Source organism: Pseudomonas sp. GM49, assembly GCF_000282355.1.
Taxonomy (GTDB): domain Bacteria; phylum Pseudomonadota; class Gammaproteobacteria; order Pseudomonadales; family Pseudomonadaceae; genus Aquipseudomonas.
On the sequence record NZ_AKJL01000224.1, the window covers coordinates 1 to 15862 of the forward strand.

At 57.4% G+C, this 15862-nt stretch carries 15 protein-coding genes; 11 read left to right on the forward strand and 4 right to left on the reverse strand.

The genetic code is table 11. The features are described 5' to 3' along the window. The first annotated feature begins 196 nt into the window (after positions 1 to 196). From PMI29_RS09715 to PMI29_RS09695, 5 genes are all read left to right on the forward strand, one after another. Positions 197 to 649, forward strand: a complete 453-nt coding sequence (locus tag PMI29_RS09715) for a VOC family protein (protein WP_008000540.1) — start codon at positions 197 to 199, stop codon at positions 647 to 649. A 424-nt stretch (positions 650 to 1073) separates the two neighbouring features. After that, positions 1074 to 2501, forward strand: a complete 1428-nt coding sequence (locus tag PMI29_RS09710) for an APC family permease (RefSeq protein WP_008000543.1) — start codon at positions 1074 to 1076, stop codon at positions 2499 to 2501. A gap of 94 nt (positions 2502 to 2595) precedes the next feature. Next, the gene (locus tag PMI29_RS09705) at positions 2596 to 3330 is read left to right on the forward strand and encodes an SDR family NAD(P)-dependent oxidoreductase (RefSeq protein WP_008000546.1); all 735 of its coding nucleotides are present in this window, start codon (positions 2596 to 2598) and stop codon (positions 3328 to 3330) included. A gap of 90 nt (positions 3331 to 3420) precedes the next feature. Continuing rightward, positions 3421 to 4329, forward strand: a complete 909-nt coding sequence (locus PMI29_RS09700; protein ID WP_008000547.1) for an NAD-dependent epimerase/dehydratase family protein — start codon at positions 3421 to 3423, stop codon at positions 4327 to 4329. A 62-nt stretch (positions 4330 to 4391) separates the two neighbouring features. Then, on the forward strand, positions 4392 to 5285 hold the full coding sequence (locus tag PMI29_RS09695; protein WP_008000549.1) for a polysaccharide deacetylase family protein: 894 nt from the start codon (positions 4392 to 4394) through the stop codon (positions 5283 to 5285). 212 nt (positions 5286 to 5497) lie between these two features. On the opposite strand, the gene PMI29_RS09690 is transcribed toward PMI29_RS09695, so the two are convergent. Both PMI29_RS09690 and PMI29_RS31310 read right to left on the reverse strand, forming a co-directional pair. Then, entirely contained in the window at positions 5498 to 7237 is a 1740-nt protein-coding gene (locus tag PMI29_RS09690; protein ID WP_008000550.1) for a dipeptidase, read from the reverse strand. 160 nt (positions 7238 to 7397) lie between these two features. Then, positions 7398 to 7709 carry a hypothetical protein gene (locus tag PMI29_RS31310; RefSeq protein ID WP_008000552.1) on the reverse strand — a complete coding sequence of 104 codons (312 nt, stop codon included), beginning with the start codon at positions 7707 to 7709 and terminating at the stop codon, positions 7398 to 7400. A gap of 206 nt (positions 7710 to 7915) precedes the next feature. Here PMI29_RS31310 and PMI29_RS09685 point away from each other — a divergent pair, with 206 nt between their 5' ends. From PMI29_RS09685 to PMI29_RS09675, 3 genes are all read left to right on the forward strand, one after another. Beyond that, positions 7916 to 9010 (forward strand): alpha/beta hydrolase, encoded by a 1095-nt coding sequence (locus PMI29_RS09685; protein WP_008000554.1) that lies wholly within the window; start codon positions 7916 to 7918, stop codon positions 9008 to 9010. Positions 9011 to 9071: 61 nt separating this feature from the next. Next, a complete protein-coding gene (locus tag PMI29_RS09680) occupies positions 9072 to 10127 on the forward strand; it encodes an alpha/beta hydrolase (protein WP_008000556.1) in 1056 nt (351 codons plus the stop codon). Between the two features lie 18 nt (positions 10128 to 10145). Then, complete coding sequence (locus PMI29_RS09675; RefSeq protein WP_008000557.1) at positions 10146 to 11318, forward strand: (R)-mandelonitrile lyase; 1173 nt, start codon at positions 10146 to 10148, stop codon at positions 11316 to 11318. On the opposite strand, the gene PMI29_RS09670 is transcribed toward PMI29_RS09675, so the two are convergent. Further along, positions 11306 to 12199, reverse strand: a complete 894-nt coding sequence (locus PMI29_RS09670; protein WP_008000558.1) for a LysR family transcriptional regulator — start codon at positions 12197 to 12199, stop codon at positions 11306 to 11308. The genes PMI29_RS09675 and PMI29_RS09670 overlap by 13 nt on opposite strands. A 265-nt stretch (positions 12200 to 12464) precedes the next feature. Here PMI29_RS09670 and PMI29_RS09665 point away from each other — a divergent pair, with 265 nt between their 5' ends. After that, positions 12465 to 13229: an SDR family NAD(P)-dependent oxidoreductase gene (locus PMI29_RS09665; RefSeq protein WP_008000559.1), complete on the forward strand. Its 765-nt coding sequence runs from the start codon at positions 12465 to 12467 to the stop codon at positions 13227 to 13229. Between the two features lie 44 nt (positions 13230 to 13273). Here the strand turns inward: PMI29_RS09665 and PMI29_RS09660 are convergent, their stop codons facing one another. After that, positions 13274 to 14176 (reverse strand): helix-turn-helix domain-containing protein, encoded by a 903-nt coding sequence (locus PMI29_RS09660; protein WP_008000560.1) that lies wholly within the window; start codon positions 14174 to 14176, stop codon positions 13274 to 13276. A gap of 153 nt (positions 14177 to 14329) precedes the next feature. Here PMI29_RS09660 and PMI29_RS09655 point away from each other — a divergent pair, with 153 nt between their 5' ends. Both PMI29_RS09655 and PMI29_RS09650 read left to right on the forward strand, forming a co-directional pair. Next, positions 14330 to 14770 (forward strand): DoxX family protein, encoded by a 441-nt coding sequence (locus tag PMI29_RS09655; RefSeq protein ID WP_008000561.1) that lies wholly within the window; start codon positions 14330 to 14332, stop codon positions 14768 to 14770. Positions 14771 to 14844: 74 nt separating this feature from the next. Continuing rightward, positions 14845 to 15768 (forward strand): NADP-dependent oxidoreductase, encoded by a 924-nt coding sequence (locus PMI29_RS09650; protein WP_008000562.1) that lies wholly within the window; start codon positions 14845 to 14847, stop codon positions 15766 to 15768. The last annotated feature ends 94 nt before the right edge of the window (positions 15769 to 15862 follow it).

A 15862-nucleotide genomic window follows, 5' to 3' on the forward strand; every position in this document is an offset into this window, starting at 1 on the left:
TAAAGTCGTCCCTCGAATTTGCATTTTCCAAGGAAGCCTTATGCCGGACGCGACGTCCCTCAGTGCTCCCTACTAGCCGCTTGGCAGCGCTTTTCGCTGTATCAATCGGACCCGCTGGTCCAGTTTATTTCGACGTCTTGTTTGGGAATGCCAAGCTAGGTGCCCGGCTACGTTACGTGAATGGCAAGGAGACATCATGACAGTCAAGCGTATGGACAACATCGGCATCGTTGTAGAAGACCTCGACGCTGCCATTGAGTTCTTCACCGAACTTGGCCTCGAACTCGAGGGGCGCGCGCCAATCGAAGGAGACTGGGCAGATGGTGTCACTGGATTGCGCGACATGCGCGTCGAGATTGCCATGATGCGTACACCGGACGGTCACGGCCGTCTCGAGATGTCCCGATTCCTCGCACCACCTGTGGTCGCCGATCACCGCAGCGCCCCAGTGAACGCTCTCGGTTATCTGCGCGTCATGTTCACCGTGGAGGACATCGACGACACGCTCGCCAGGCTCTACAAACGCGGCGCGGAACTCGTCGGCAAAGTGGTCCGGTACGAAAATACGTATCGGCTCTGCTACATTCGGGGGCCCGAAGGAATTCTCATCGGGCTTGCCCAGGAGCTCGGGCAGCACGCTTCTCGATGAGCACCTGCAGCAGGTACAGAGCTGATAGGGGGGGCGTGGCTGGTTGCCGTTGAGGGCGTCTGATAATTTACTTCGCTAATTCAGATTTAAACATCGGCAATTGCTGATGGTAGGTATTTTTTGGCTGTTCCTATACTGGCCTCCCCCCATTCAGAAGTTTAAGCACCACAACTGGTCACGCACGCAGCTATGCAGTTGAAGTGACTGCTGGCGGCTGGAAAAAATAATCTCGACTTGAGGGTTTTCCTGGGCAGCGATAAAAAAGAACGCTGTAAGTCAAATCTGAATAAGCTGTTGGTGTCTGGCTTGTTCGGGTTTTGAGTATCTGCATTTTGCTTAGTTGAATAATAAGAACGGCGTTCAAATCAACTCAAATGGTTTGACGCTACAACATCTTCTATAGCTATTAATCAGAGCCTGAAAAATGAACTTCTATGAAATCATCGGCTATGACCGTGACGGAACTGTTCGTGATCTGGATACTGCGTTAAACAAGGGAACTCTAACCACCAGGGATGTGACGTTTTCGGCGTTGGGCTTCAATGCGCCTGGCTGGATCGCAGCTTCTTCCATGTCGATTCTTTACTCAATATCGGGCCACCACGCTCCACTGGCCATTTTGATTGCGTACTTCTTTCCGATGTTGGTCATGGCATTTTGCATGATCTCACTCACTCGCCAGGCACCGTCGGCGGGTGGCGTCTTCACTTTCACGTCGCGTTTTCTGCACACCCGTGTAGGGACCATTCTCGGTTGGGCGTACTCGGTTGCCTGCATGGCGGTGATGGCAATGTGCGCAATTATCGGAACCGAATATATACAGGCGTTGTTCCCGGTGTTGGCGGGCCCGCTCAATGCAAAACTGATCGGGACGGGTATGGTTCTGATCTTCCTGGCCATTTCCTGCAACGGCGTCAATGCCACAGCCAAAGTAGCCAGCGTATTTCTGATTTTCGAGATCAGCGTGGTAGCCGGGCTCGGGTTGATGGGAATCATCAATCCTCAGGTTCCGGATTTGTCAGTGATTTCCATGTACACGCCGGAAGGGTCTGGTGGTTGGTCCGCGATCGGGCCGGGGGTGCTGTTCGGTGTCTGGATGCTCGCGAACTTCGATTCGGCGATCAACTATATCGAAGAGTCGCGTATTCCGGTTCGGACTGTACAGCGCTCCATGCTACTCGTTCTGACTTCGGCATTCGTCATTTACAGTCTTGCGGCGATTGGCTGGCAGTACGCGGTGCCTGTAGAGAAGCTGGCGGCAATTATCGAAGACGGCAACGGTGGGCCGATCGCCGCCGTGGCGAATGTCTACTTGCCCCCCGCCATGGCCTGGATCGCTCTATTCGTCGTGATCACTTCGGCATGTGCCGGCTTGCAAATTTCTTCGAGTGCAGCTGCGCGTACGCTCTATCGAATGAGTGAGGAAGGGCATCTGCCAACAGCGCTTCGCTCAGTCAATAAATCGAGATCGCCATGGCTGGCCAGCATTATCGTCTCGACCCTCGCCATTACACTGCTCTGGTGGAAGCCACTGGACAAGATCTCGTGGTACTACGATGTCGTGACCATCACGCTGGTGATGTCCTACATGGCCGCTATCGCAGCATTCATTGTCATGACCTTTCGCCGTCAACGTTTCGGTATGGCGTTGGCACTGTCGATCCCGGCTGCGCTGGCAATCCTTGTGCTGGGATACATCGGTTATACCGCCGGAGCCAATCCGGTTTCGCCCGAGGATCAATACACCGCCTGGTACCTCGGCGCGCTGACCATCCTTTCTGGCGCGATGATTCTGTTTTGGCAGTCGCGAATTTCCAGGCAAACCGTACTAACGCCAATGCAAGAGTCCTGATTGCGAAGTTAACGCATGCGGTCAATGTTGCAGCCTGCGTTAACCGGACATTGGCGCCTGCGTGTGGTGTTCATTTAAAACCATGGGTGAACTTATGAAGCGTGTTGTCGTAATTACGGGAGCGGGAAGGGGCATAGGGCTGGCAATTGCCAAGCGTTTTGCTGCAAGTGGCGATCATTTGGTACTCAACTACTTCGACGTCAAGGATCAACTCGACGCGGTAATACGTATTGCCCAAGACAACGGTGGCGATGGGATCACTGTTCAAGCTGATGTCAGTCATCCCGAGGCGGCAGCCGGAATCATCAGGGAAGCAGAGAACCGCTATGGGCGGGTCGATGTTCTTGTCAACAATGCCGGCAGGCTGGTTTCGGCGACCGTCGCGCAGACGACCTGGGCGCAGTGGGAACAGATGATCAGCACCAATCTCGGCGGGACCTGGGCCTGCATGCAGGCCGTATTGCCGGGCATGCTGGCACGCGGTCAGGGGCGGATTATCAATATCAGTTCCGAGCTGGGGTTGATTGGCTTTCCGACCTACGCCGCGTACTGCGCCTCCAAGGGCGGGGTGATCGCACTGACTAAAGCGGTTGCGAAGGAAGTTGCCCCACAAGGCGTATTGGTGAATTCGGTGGCACCGGGGCCGATCGAAACGGACATGCTGATCAACGACACCATTGAATACAACGACGGGACGCGCGCGACCATTCCATTGAAACGCTTCGGAAAACCGGACGAGATTGCGGCCATGGTCGAAGCCCTGGCCGGACCTGCGGGAGATTATATGGTTGGACAAGTAGTCAGCCCCAATGGCGGGGCCGCGATCTAGTTGGGTGTCGTGCAATTAAACTTCACTGAGTCATGAATTTCCCAGTCAAATAAGTGGCTCTGATTTTTCTAATAACAAGAAGGGTGCAATATGAGCGCTGTGATGATTACCGGTGGTTTGGGCTATGTTGGCAGGTACCTGACTAAAAAGCTCAGCGAACAGGGCGTTAAGGTCGTTAGTTACAATCGTGACTACTCAGAGGCCAGGTCGGAGTTCATGACCCCTGTACAGGGCGAGTTGTACGATATTCCCAGAATCGTCAGAACCATCCAGGACTTTGGGGTTGATCGTGTTATTCATACGGCCGCGATGTCACATCCTGACTTGTCCATAGATCTGCCGATTACGACAGTGGCAGCGAATATCGATGGCACCATTCATTTGCTTGAGGCAATGCGCCTGGCGGGCATTAAAAAGCTAGTGAATTTTTCTTCTGAAACGGTGTACGGGCATTTCGAAGGTGTGATCAATGAAAAAACACCGACTAATCCAACGACACCCTATGGTGTAACCAAAGTTGCCACCGAGCATTTTGGCCGAGTCTACAATGATCTTTATGGTATGGAAGTAATCTCGCTGCGGATTGCTGAAGTGTATGGCCCTGAAAATAAAATGCCGCAGGTTCTCAGGGACATACTAAAAACGGTTCATCGGGGTGAAACTTTCAAATTGGCTGCCGGCGGCGATCATCGGTTCCATTATATTCATGTGGAAGACGTTGTGCGCGCTGTACTGATGGCGGCTGAAACCAGAGATACGAAGGGCGGCATATTTAATATTGCCGGTGACTGCTCCTGGACGCTGCATGAGGCCGTCGAACTGATCAGAAAAATAATTCCTGATGCCCGCATCGAAATCGGCGATGGCTACTGGCATCTCGATCGGCATGGGGAATGGGACCTGAGTGCTGCGCAGCGGGAGTTGGGGTATCGAGCGCAATGGTCGCTGGAAAAAGGATTGACGCATTATTCCAATTGGCTGCTCGATCACGAGTATTGATATCGGGATAGCTCACGGTTCTTGGTAAATCAATGATATTCAGCAGCCATTGGTGATTAAACATGATTGAAAACCCTATTGTCTGGCCAAACGGCGCACGCTGTGCCGTCTCCTTTACCTTTGATATGGATGCAGACAGCATTCTGCATGTGGCGCACCCCAAGGATTCAGCAACGCGAGTTGCCAGTATTTCAATGCTGCACTACGGACCGAAGGTGGCGATTCCAAGGATCCTGGAAACCTATCGACGCTTCGAGATTAAACAAACGTTCTTCATTCCGGCCTGGTGCATCGAGCAATACCCCGAGGCCATTGAAGCGATCGTCGAAAATGGACACGAAATTGCTCACCATGGCTATATACATGAACATCCAAACGAGCTGACTCGAGAAGAAGAAGCTTATTGGCTCGATCGTGGTTGCGACACCATCAAACGCTTCACGGGCCAGGCACCGCGAGGCTGGCGGGCTCCCCTCTACAATATGTCGGAGCACTCGGCTGACTTGCTGATCGAGCGAGGCTTCAGTTATGACGCCTCATTGATGGGGGATGATGTTCCTTATCTGTTGCGCACAAATGCTGGAGAGCTGGTGGAGCTGCCCTCCAGCTGGGCGCTGGATGACTGGCCCCAGTACATGCACAGTATCGACCTTGATTTTCAGATGCCGATTCAGTCGCCGCAACGCGCCGTAGAGGTATTCAAGGCCGAGTTTGATGCAGCATGGGAATATGGCGGTCTTTTCATACCCGTCTGGCATCCCTTCCTTTCCGGTCGTTTGGCACGCTGGCATGAAGTTTCGAAGTTGATCGAATACATGATGCAAAAAGGCGATGTCTGGTTTGCACGTATGGATGAGATCGCGGCGCATGTTCAGCGTAGTGTCCGCACTGGGGTCTATACACCACGGATTGACAGCCTGCCTTACTATCAGGGACCGGTTAAAGCGAACAAATAACCGTTCTGATGGTGAATGTATCGTGCGTATTGGGTTCTTGTAGTTATTGATGTTGGAGCCGCGACCCTCGATGGAGGGTCGCTACTCTGCCTGAATGATGCTTTTTTACTTCATTGGGCCTGGAGAGCGCGGATCAGTGCGACATTCGAGTCGTGTTTCCAGCATAGCCGGCCTCAAACCGGACCCGCCAGAAGGGCGGGTCCGAAGGGGGATCAAAGCTTCGGCAATTGCCCGATGCGGCCCATCATCTCGGTCACGATCTGCAAGTCCAGCAGGAACTGCTCGGTAGTCTTGAACTCGTTGTCGTTGTGGCCGGTGTATTTGACGTTCGGCATGGCCAGGCCGAATTGCACGCCGTTGGGCAGTTCATGCACGGACGTGGCGCCAGCGGAGGTGCCGAACTTGTGTTCCATGTCGAGGTTTTCACTGGCCACGGCGAGCAGGGCCTTGGCCCATTCACCCTCGGGGTTGCGGTACATCGGTTCGGCAATCGACAGGTCGAAGGCCGGTGCGATCCGGGTCTTCTTGCTCCAGGCGTCCAGCTTTGCGGCGATTTCGGACTTGAGCATTTCCGGCGACTTGCCCTTCGGCACGCGCAGGTTGACTGCGAGTTTGAAGGCATTGTCATCCATCCCGACATAGGTCAGGGAAGTGGTCAGCGGGCCCATGAACTGATCGGCAAAACCGACCCCCAACTTGCCACCCAGGTAGTCCAGCCCCCAGTTGTCGGCGGCGTAGCGGGCAGCGTCAGTGATCTGGTTGTGCTTGAGCGCGACCTTGCCGTCGAGGCTATTGATGAAATCGAGCATCCTGGCCACCGGGTTGACGCCGGACTCCGGCTCGGAGGAGTGGGCGGAAACACCGGTGACAGTCAGCTTGACGTCCTTGCCGTCGACCTTGGCAGCCACCTTGAAATTGCCGCCGTTGCGCTTGGCGTAATCAGTGCCGGCCTTTTGCAGGCTGGCGGCCAGTTCGGCGGGCTTGTCGGTCACCAGGGTCGCGACCGATGTCGACGGAATCTGGTTGGTGGCCAGGCCGCCGGTCATCGAGGTGATTTCCGCGCCTTGGCCTTCAGCGTTACGTTTGGCGAAGCTGGCCATGACCGTGCCGTAACCTTTCTCGGCGATCACCACCGGATAGCCGCCATCCAGTGCCAGGTTGTAGTTGGGCATCGGGTTGCGTTCGAAGTAGTAGGGGATGGCATCGCCCGTGGTCTCTTCGGTGGTGTCGACCAGCAGCTTGAAATTTCTGGCCAGCGGCAGCTGCTCTTCCTTGATGATCTTCATGGCGTAGAGCGCCACCACGATGCCGTTCTTGTCATCCTCGGTGCCGCGGCCATACATGCGATCGCCGACCAGGGTGACCTTGAACGGATCGAGGCGGGTGCCGTCCTGCAGCACCCAGTTCTCCGGTGTTACCGGCACCACATCGGCATGGGCGTGAATGCCCACGACTTCATCGCCGGTGCCTTCGAGGGAGATCTCATAGACGCGGTTGTCGATGTTGCGAAAGTTCAGGTTGAACGCCTGGGCAAGGCCCTTGATCTTCTCGGCTATCTTGAGGAATTCGGGATTGTCGTGCTGGGCAACGCCATCCACGCGCACGGTCGCAATGGCCACCAGCTCCTTCAAGGTGTCGGTGGCCGCGCTGCCGTATTTCACCCGTGCATAGAGGCCAAGCAGGCGATGGATTTCGTTTTGCTGCTCAGAAGTAAGCGTCTTGTTGTCGAGGAACGCACTGATGGCCGGGCCGAGCTTGTCGGTCTTGGCGAAATCGCTCTTGGCCAGACTTCCCAGGAATTGCCTGAAATCCTTGACCGACGCATCACTGAAGGTCTTGAGGATGATCGCGTTCTGTTGCGGGGTGATGTTGGCGTGGGCTGCGGTGGTGAACGACGAAAGGCTGGCGAGCATGAGGGTGGTCGCGGCCAGGTGCTTGAGTGAAAAATCCATTGCTGGGGGCATTCCTTTGCAGGCGGTTTGTAAGAAATATCTGATCGTTTGATCAGAAACATTTCCAAACTAACACCACGAGCGTGTGAAACGGGAGCCCCTGAAGCGGGATCTGTCGCACAGAAACGCAAAAGCGGCGCAGAAACGAAAAACCGCTCTATCAATGCTTACATTCCGCCATCACCACATGACAGGTATTCGGCGTGCCGCCGGATCGGCCGGCATAACGGATGCAATTATCCAGGGATTTCTGGCGAGCCACGTCCAACGTGTCGCCCCAGGCGAGGCCACCTTCGCCGACAGTGGGGAGTGCTTTTGCAAAGCAGACTGAGCCGGTGTTTGAGCCGGTGTTTGAGGCAGGATGTGGAGCGGTGGTGGCTTTACCTGAACATCCGGCCAGCAGCGCCAGATTGACGGCGAGCAGGGAGAGCAGGATCCATGGCGAGCATTGGCGTGCTGTATGTCCCGTCATCCCGGTTCCCCTGTATCAAGAGGCGTGTTCAAGGGCGTGTCTACTTATTCTAGGTCCCTGTCAGGACATCATCCACCTTCGGCTGGTTATACCTCAAACAGCCTATTTATATGTTTTTGATATCAGTTCTATCCGATTGGCTCTATTCATTAATTAATACCTGAGCGGTAAGTTGCATCTCTGCAATGACAAGGCGAGAGCAACTCATGACCCAGGATTCCATCCGCAAGTACGCACACGCAGCAGTCGGGGCGGGCGCGCTCTGTTTCACCCTGACCGCCGGTGCGCTCGTGGAGGCTGACGAGCGTAGCCCGCTGATCATCAAGGATCAGGGAAGCCTGATGGCCGGCGGGGGACTGATCACCCAGCCAGGTCGCTTTGATCCCTACAAGCCGATGATGCCTGATGGCCAGACCTACCATGGCGATCATGTGTATGCGTTCTATCAGGTGCCGGTCGACGCTCACCCGTTGCCCATCGTCATGTGGCATGGCGCAGGGCAATCTGCAAAGTCCTGGGAAACCACGGCCGATGGCCGGGAAGGGTTCCAGAACATCTTCCTGCGGCGTGGTTTCTCCACTTATCTGATCGACCAGCCGCGGCGTGGCGACGCGGGGCGTAGCCTGGTGGAAGCGACGATCAAGCCTGTGCCGGACGAGCAACTGTGGTTCAACCAGTTCCGCATTGGCCTGTGGCCCGAGACCTTCGAGGGCAGTCAGTTTCCCCGTGGGCCGCAGGCGCTGGAGCAATTTTTCCGTTCGATGACGCCCAACACCGGCCCTTACGACATTGAAGTCGCCTCCGATGGTGTATCTGCACTGCTGGAAAAGACCGGGCCGGCCATCCTGTTCACGCATTCACAGGGCGGTGGCCCCGGTTGGTTGACGGCGATCAAGAGTCGCAATGTGCGGGCCATCGTGGCGTTCGAGCCTGGGAGCAGCTTCGTGTTTCCCGAAGGCGAGGTGCCCGCGCCGATTCCCAGCGCGTTCGACACGCTCTCGGCACAGGTCGTATCGAAGGCGCAGTTCGAAGCGCTGACTCATATCCCCATTCTGATCATCTACGGCGACAACATCCCGGACAAACCGGTTCGTTTGCCTGCACAGGACAGCTGGCGTGCCCGGCTTGAAATGGCTCGCCTGTGGCGAGACGTCGTGAACCGCCATGGCGGTGACGTCCGGCTCATTCACTTGCCTGAGATCGGTATCAGCGGCAACAGCCACTTCCCGTTTTCCGACCTGAACAACGTAGAGATCGCGGACCTGGTTTCGCAGTTTCTCGCTGAGGAAAACCTGGATTGATAACGAGCATGGCGATCGCTGCCACACACCTTTGGAAACAGGAATTGCCAGGAGCATTCACATGATGCGAACCACGATAAAGGCCACTCTCATGGCCGCCATGATCGGCATGTCGGGCATTGAAGCCGAGGCAGCGGACTACAAACAGAATCCCTACACCTTGACCTACACTGGCGCGCTGGTGAAGAACGAGCCGGGCAGGGTCAACATCCACCCGGTCACCTACAAGCTCAATGGCCTGGACATTGCCGCCAACGTCTACACCCCGGCCAATTATGACGCGACGAAGCAATATCCGGCCGTCGTCGTGGCGCATCCCAATGGCGGTGTGAAGGAGCAGGTCGCCGGTCTGTACGCCCAGCGCCTGGCTGATCAGGGCTACATCACGATCACGGCGGATGCGGCGTATCAGGGGGCCAGCGGTGGCCAGCCGCGCAATATGGACAAGCCCACATACCGCATCGAGGACATCCATGGCATGGCGGACTTCATCGCAGGCTATCCCGGCGTCGATGGCACGCGTCTGGGCTTGCTCGGTATCTGTGGCGGCGGGGGGTATTCGTTGAAGGCGGCGCAAACCGACAAGCGCTTCCAGTCGATCGCGACCCTGAGCATGTTCAACTCGGGGCTGGTACGTCGCAATGGTTACCAGGACTCGCAACTGTCGACGATTCAGGAGCGCTTGCAACAGGCTTCGGCTGCCCGCGCACAGGAAGCGGCGGGCGGGGAGGTGCTCTACGTCGGCGACGCCAAACTGACCGATGAGCAGATCGCCAAGCTGCCGTTCGACCTGTATCGGCAGGGTTTCGAGTATTACGGCAAGACCCACGCCCATCCGAACTCGACCTTCCGCTACACCCAGAGCAGTCTGCTGGACCTGATGAGTTTCGATGCCACGGACCAGATCGAACTGATCGACAAACCCTTGTTGATGATCGCCGGCAGCAAGGCCGACAGCCTGTACATGTCGGAGCAGGCTTTCGCCAAGGCCACTGGAACCCGGGACAAGAAACTGTTCACGATCGATGGTGCGACTCACATCGAAACCTATTGGGTGCCCGAGTATGTGGACGTCGCCATTGGCCAGTTGAACGCGTTCTACGCCAGAACGCTCTGACTCGAGGGATCCTTCATCATGAAAAACACGCTTTTTGGCATCGTGGTGTGCGCCGCGGCTCCCTTTGCCGGTGCGGCAGGGGCGGACAGTCTCAGTGAGCCCAGGGCCACCCAGCAGATCAGCCGGGCAGGCAGCCAGGCTTCGGTCGCGGGATCTGAGGATTACTTCACCGGGCGGGTGCGCGTCGATCCGTTGTTTCCCGCCACGGGCGAGAGCAATGCGTCTGGCGCTTACGTCACCTTCGAGCCGGGTGCGCGTTCGGCCTGGCACACCCATCCTGCCGGCCAGCGATTGGTGGTGATGTCCGGTATCGGCCTGACACAGGAGTGGGGCAAGCCCGTGCAGGAAATCCATCCGGGCGATGTGATTATCTGCCCGCCGGGCGTCAAGCACTGGCATGGTGCCGCTCCGGCGAGCAGCATGACGCACCTGGCCGTGACGGGCTCGGTAGAGGGCAAAAGTGTGCAATGGCTGGAGAAAGTCACCGATGCCCAATACGGCGCCCGAAGTCCTGTTGAGCCGCAGACCTTGCCTGTGGCCCAACCCGCCTCAGAGACGTTGTCAGCCAGACAGCAGTCCATCCCGCTGATTGCCGCCGCCATGGCCACGAGCAATATTCCCCGACTGAATATTGCGTTGAACCAGGGGCTGGATGCCGGGCTGACGGTCAGCGAGGCCAAGGAAGTACTGGTGCAGCTCTATGCCTACAGCGGCTTTCCGCGCAGCCTCAATGCACTTGGTGAGTTGATGAAAGTGGTGGCGGCGCGCCAACATCGGGGCGTTCAGGACGATCCGGGGCGCGAGCCCGCTCGCGTCATTCCCGTCGGCGATGAGTTGCTGTCAGTCGGCAAGGCCAACCAGACACGCATTGCCGGTGCGCCTGTCCAGGGGCCGCTGTTCGACTTCGTCCCCGTCATCAACCAGTACCTGCAAGCGCATTTGTTCGGCGACATTTTCGAGCGCGACAACCTTGACTGGCAAAGTCGGGAGCTGGCGACCGTCGCAGCGCTGGCCGCCACGCCCGGCGTAGAGTCACAACTGCGCTCGCACATGGCCGCCAGCCTGCGGGTCGGACTGACCGTCGGGCAATTGCGTCAGTTGACCCGGCTACTGGCCGATCAGGGGGATGCTGATGCAGCCAAACGGGCCGCCGAGGCGCTGGACGCCACTCAGGCCAATCAGCCCGGATAGCGCAAGGCTTCGCGCAGCAGGGTAAAGGCCGGCGAGCTCTGGCGCCGGCTCGGGTAATAGAGGTGGTAGCCAGAGAACGGCTCGCACCAGTCCGTGAGCACGCGGATCAACCGGCCCTGCGCGACATGCTCCTGCACCAGGTCTTCCGGCATATAGGCCAGGCCCAACCCTTGCAGGGCGGCCTCCAGGCGCATGGCAATGTTGTTGAACACCAGTTGGCCTTCGACGCGGACGTTCAGTTCCTGGCCATTCTTTTCGAATTCCCACAGGAACAACCCACCGTAAGTCGGCATGCGCAAGGTGATGCAGTTGTGCTGCATCAGATCGATCGGGACGACGGGCTTTGAATATCGGGCGAAATACGCCGGGGAGCCGACCACCGCCATGCGCATGTCGGGGCCGATGCGCATCGCGATCATGTCCTTGGCGACCTGCTCACCCAACCGTACGCCGGCGTCGAAGCCTTCCGCCACGATATCGGTCAAGCCGTAGTCGACGATGATTTCGATGTTGAGGTCGGGATGGTCCGGCAGCAATTTTGCGAGGACAGGGTGCAGAATCGTGATCGCTGAATGCTCGCCTGCCGTGATCCGTAATTTGCCCGCCGGCTTGTCTCGGAATTCACTGAGCAAAGCCAGTTCGTTGTCGATCTCTTCGAACCTGGGGGCGATTACCCGCAGCAGATGCTCACCGGCTTCAGTCGGCGAAACGCTGCGCGTGGTGCGCGACAGCAACCTGACACCCAGTCGATCCTCCAGCTGGCGCATGGCGCGGCTCAAGGCCGGCTGCGACATACCCAGCTTGGCGGCGGCACGGGTGAAACTGCGCTCCCGTGCCACGGCCGAAAAGATCGCCAGTTGGTCGTAGCTTTCGACGGTCATTGATACGCACCTGTTATGAACCGGGTGCGATTATGCCATCCGAAGTGACCAATCGTGTTGCTCTGGAACGCTCACGGTCTGGTCAAAAGAATGTCCCAGGGATCTCTACTCGAAAAGCAAAGCCCCGACAGGGTGAGCAAGGCCCCTAAAGAGTGGCGGATCGTAATCGGCGAAAGTTGAGTCGTCGAAAGCGACACCCGCATACGTTCAGGCGTATGCGCAACGGCTGGAATGGTTCAGCTGCTCACTTGCCAGGAGAAACGAGATGACTGATTTTATTGCTACCCCCAACGAGATCGCCGGGAAAGTCGTGATTGTCACGGGCGCCGCCAGCGGAATCGGCCGAGCCATCGCCGAGCTGTTTCATGCCCGTGGCGCCAAGGTAATTGCCGAAGACATCAACCCTGAAGTGAATGCACTTGAGCGTCCTGGATTGGTGCCTTTGGTCGCGGATATCACGGTCGATCGCTCGGCGGAAAAAGCGGTTGCACTGGCCGTTCAACACTTCGGCAAGCTCGATGTGCTGGTCAACAACGCCGGACGGATCATCTACAAGCCTCTGGTCGAGATGACGCGCGAGGATTGGAGCTGGCAGATGGAGACAAATGTAACGGGTGCGTTTCTCCATTCCCGTGAAGCGGCGAAAGAAATGATGAAGCAAAAGTCAGGCGCAATCGTCAACATTGCGTCCTATGCCTCTTACTTCGCGTTTCCGGGAATCGCAGCCTATACCGCATCGAAAGGGGCACTGGCGCAATTGACCCGAACCCAGGCGCTGGAAGCGATTGAGCACGGTATTCGGGTCAACGCGATTGGTGTGGGCGACGTGGTCACCAATCTGCTCAATCACTTCATGGAAGACGGCCCGGGCTTTCTGCAGGAGCACGGCAAATCGGCACCGATCGGCCGTGCGGCTTCGCCCGATGAGATCGCCGAGATCGTGGCATTCCTGGCCTCCGAGCGCGCCAGTTTCATTGTCGGCTCGGTCGTCATGGCCGATGGCGGCATGAGCATTCCCGTGGGCAGTTGATTGGCCGGTTGTACTTGCGGTACGGCGAGCGCCGTGCCGCATTTTCATTTGCGGTAATGACTGGGCAGGACGCCGACCTCCCGTTTGAACGCCTGGGAAAAATGACTGGCGCTGCTGTATCCGACCTCCAGTCCGGCATCGATGATGCTCATGTCGGTTTCAATCAGCAGTTGCCTGGCCTTGGTCATTCTCAGCCTGATGAAGTAGCGCGAGGGTGAAAGCCCCGTGGCGCGTTTGAACAGACGGCTGAAGTGGTACTCGCTCATCCCGGCTGCGTCGGCCAGATCTCCCAGGCAAAACGTCTCACCCAGCGACTTCTCCATCGCACTCACCACACGCCTGAGCTTGAAGGCCGGCAGGGCATTGCGCTGAACGATGTTATCGGCTTGCGCATCAAGATAATCGCGTGCCAGGTGTACGGCGATGCACTGGGCGATGCCTTGCATCAGCAGTGGGCTGGTTTCTCCCCGGGTGGTCAGTTCAACTCTGAACTGTTCGAACAGCACCGACAGCGCTGCATCTCGACCACCGGATATTTCACGCAGGCAAATCGAACCGGTGACTGCCTTGCGGGTTTCCTGGATTGCACGTTCGAGCAGGGGCAGACCGAGGTAAATGTGCATCACCACAAAGGGCTCCGCGCTGGTCACTTGCCAGCGCATTTCGTAGGGCACGGCGCTGGTGGTGAGGAAAAAATCCCCCTTCGTCACTTCACTCGCCCGCCACGCTTCGCCAGCCTCCCGTTCCTCTACGGTGGCGCTCCCGGAAAGCACCCAGACAATCAGCGGCTCGGCCACGGCGGGAACGATAACGCTTTGCTCGAACCGCTCCCGGTTAAAGATCTGCACCAGCACATCGTTGGAAAAAACCTCGTCGGAGGCCGCCAGGCGCTGACCGCGAATGTGTGCTTCCAGGCCTGTTGCAGACGTTCGCTCAGCGGATTGCACGATTGAACTCCCATTCGGTGGAGTGAGTGGCTTGCCTATTTAATCGAATCTAATGATCTAAATTAGTCGGCTATTCAGATGAGCTGACCAGGAGCAACATTTCCTCACCCGGGCGGTTCAAGTCGAATCGCACCCAACTGAAGGAAATACCCCATGACGATTTCTGCAAACATCGCTCATTCCGCCACCGCTGAACAGAGCCGTTCCGACGTGACCCAGGCTTCGGCCTCGTTGATCGGCCGCGTACTGCTCAGCGCAATCTTCATCCTTTCCGGTTTTTCCAAACTGGCCGCTCCGGCCATGATGGTCGGTTACATCGGCTCTGTCGGGCTTCCGTTTCCGCAACTGGCGCTGGCGCTGGCGATCATTGTCGAGATCGGTGGTGGCCTGGCGCTGATCGCCGGTTACCGCACCCGCACTGTCGCAGCTGTATTGGCTGTGTTCAGCGTGTTTACCGCCCTGGCGTTCCATAACGCACTGGGCGATCAGAACCAGTTCATCCACTTCTTCAAGAACATCGCGATGGCTGGTGGCTTGCTGCAGGTCGTGGCCTTCGGTGCCGGTCGCTTCAGCCTCGACGCTCGCCGTCGTTGATACCCCGCGCTGCGAAGGGCGGTCCCTCGCAGCGCAGTGTTTGTCTCCCTTCTTTTTCAATGATCGAGGCCTCCATGAAAGCCCTACGCGTGTACGAATACGGCAGCCCTGAAGTTTTGCGTCTGGAAGATATTGCCGACCCGGTGGCCGGCGTCGGTGAAGTGCTGATCGATGTCGCTGGAGCCGGGGTGAACCCGATTGACTGGAAGATCCTCTCCGGAGCCATGAAGGCGTTCATCCCTTTGCCGCTGCCTTTTACCCCGGGTGTCGAAGTGGCCGGTACGGTGGTGGCAGTGGGGCAGGGCGTTACTGAATTCAGCATTGGCGATGAAGTGTTCGGCTTCATCAACATCGTTGGTGGTTATGCGACCAAAGCAATCGCCCAGGTTTCAAAACTGGCGATCAAACCAAAATCGCTCAGTGCCTTGCAGGCCAGCGCTGTACCCGCATCGGCCCTGACGGCCTGGCAGGCCCTGACCGAACACGCGGGTGTGCAACGGCGGCAGAAGGTGTTGATCCACGCCGCGGCCGGTGGCGTGGGCAGCATGGCCGTGCAGATTGCCAAGTACCTGGGCGCGGAAGTCTACGCAACGGCCTCGGCACATCATCATGCCTACCTGAAAGACCTCGGTGCTGATTACACCATCGACTATACGACCCAGGCATTCGAAGAATTGGTGTCCGGCGTCGATGTGGTACTGGATCTGGTGGGCGGCGACACACAGACCCGTTCCTTTGCGGTACTGAAAAGAAACGGTGTGCTGGTATCGCCGGTGAGCCTGCCGAACATGTCCCTGGCAAACGACTACGGCGTGACCCCCGCCAACTTTGCCACCCGCTCGGATGGCCGGCAGCTCTCGCTCATTGCCGAACTGTTCGACAAGGGACACCTCACGGTCGACGTTGAGGCATACCCCTTGAGTGATGCGAAAGTGGCGATCGAGAAAAGCATGGGCCGTCACTTACGTGGTCGGCTTGTCCTCGATACAACGAAGTAAGTGGTAGCCAGTCATCCCCGACAGGATCAGGCAAGTTGTCAGAAGGATCTGACTAACTGGCTGCCGCCGTTATCCCTAATCTGGACTGGCAGCG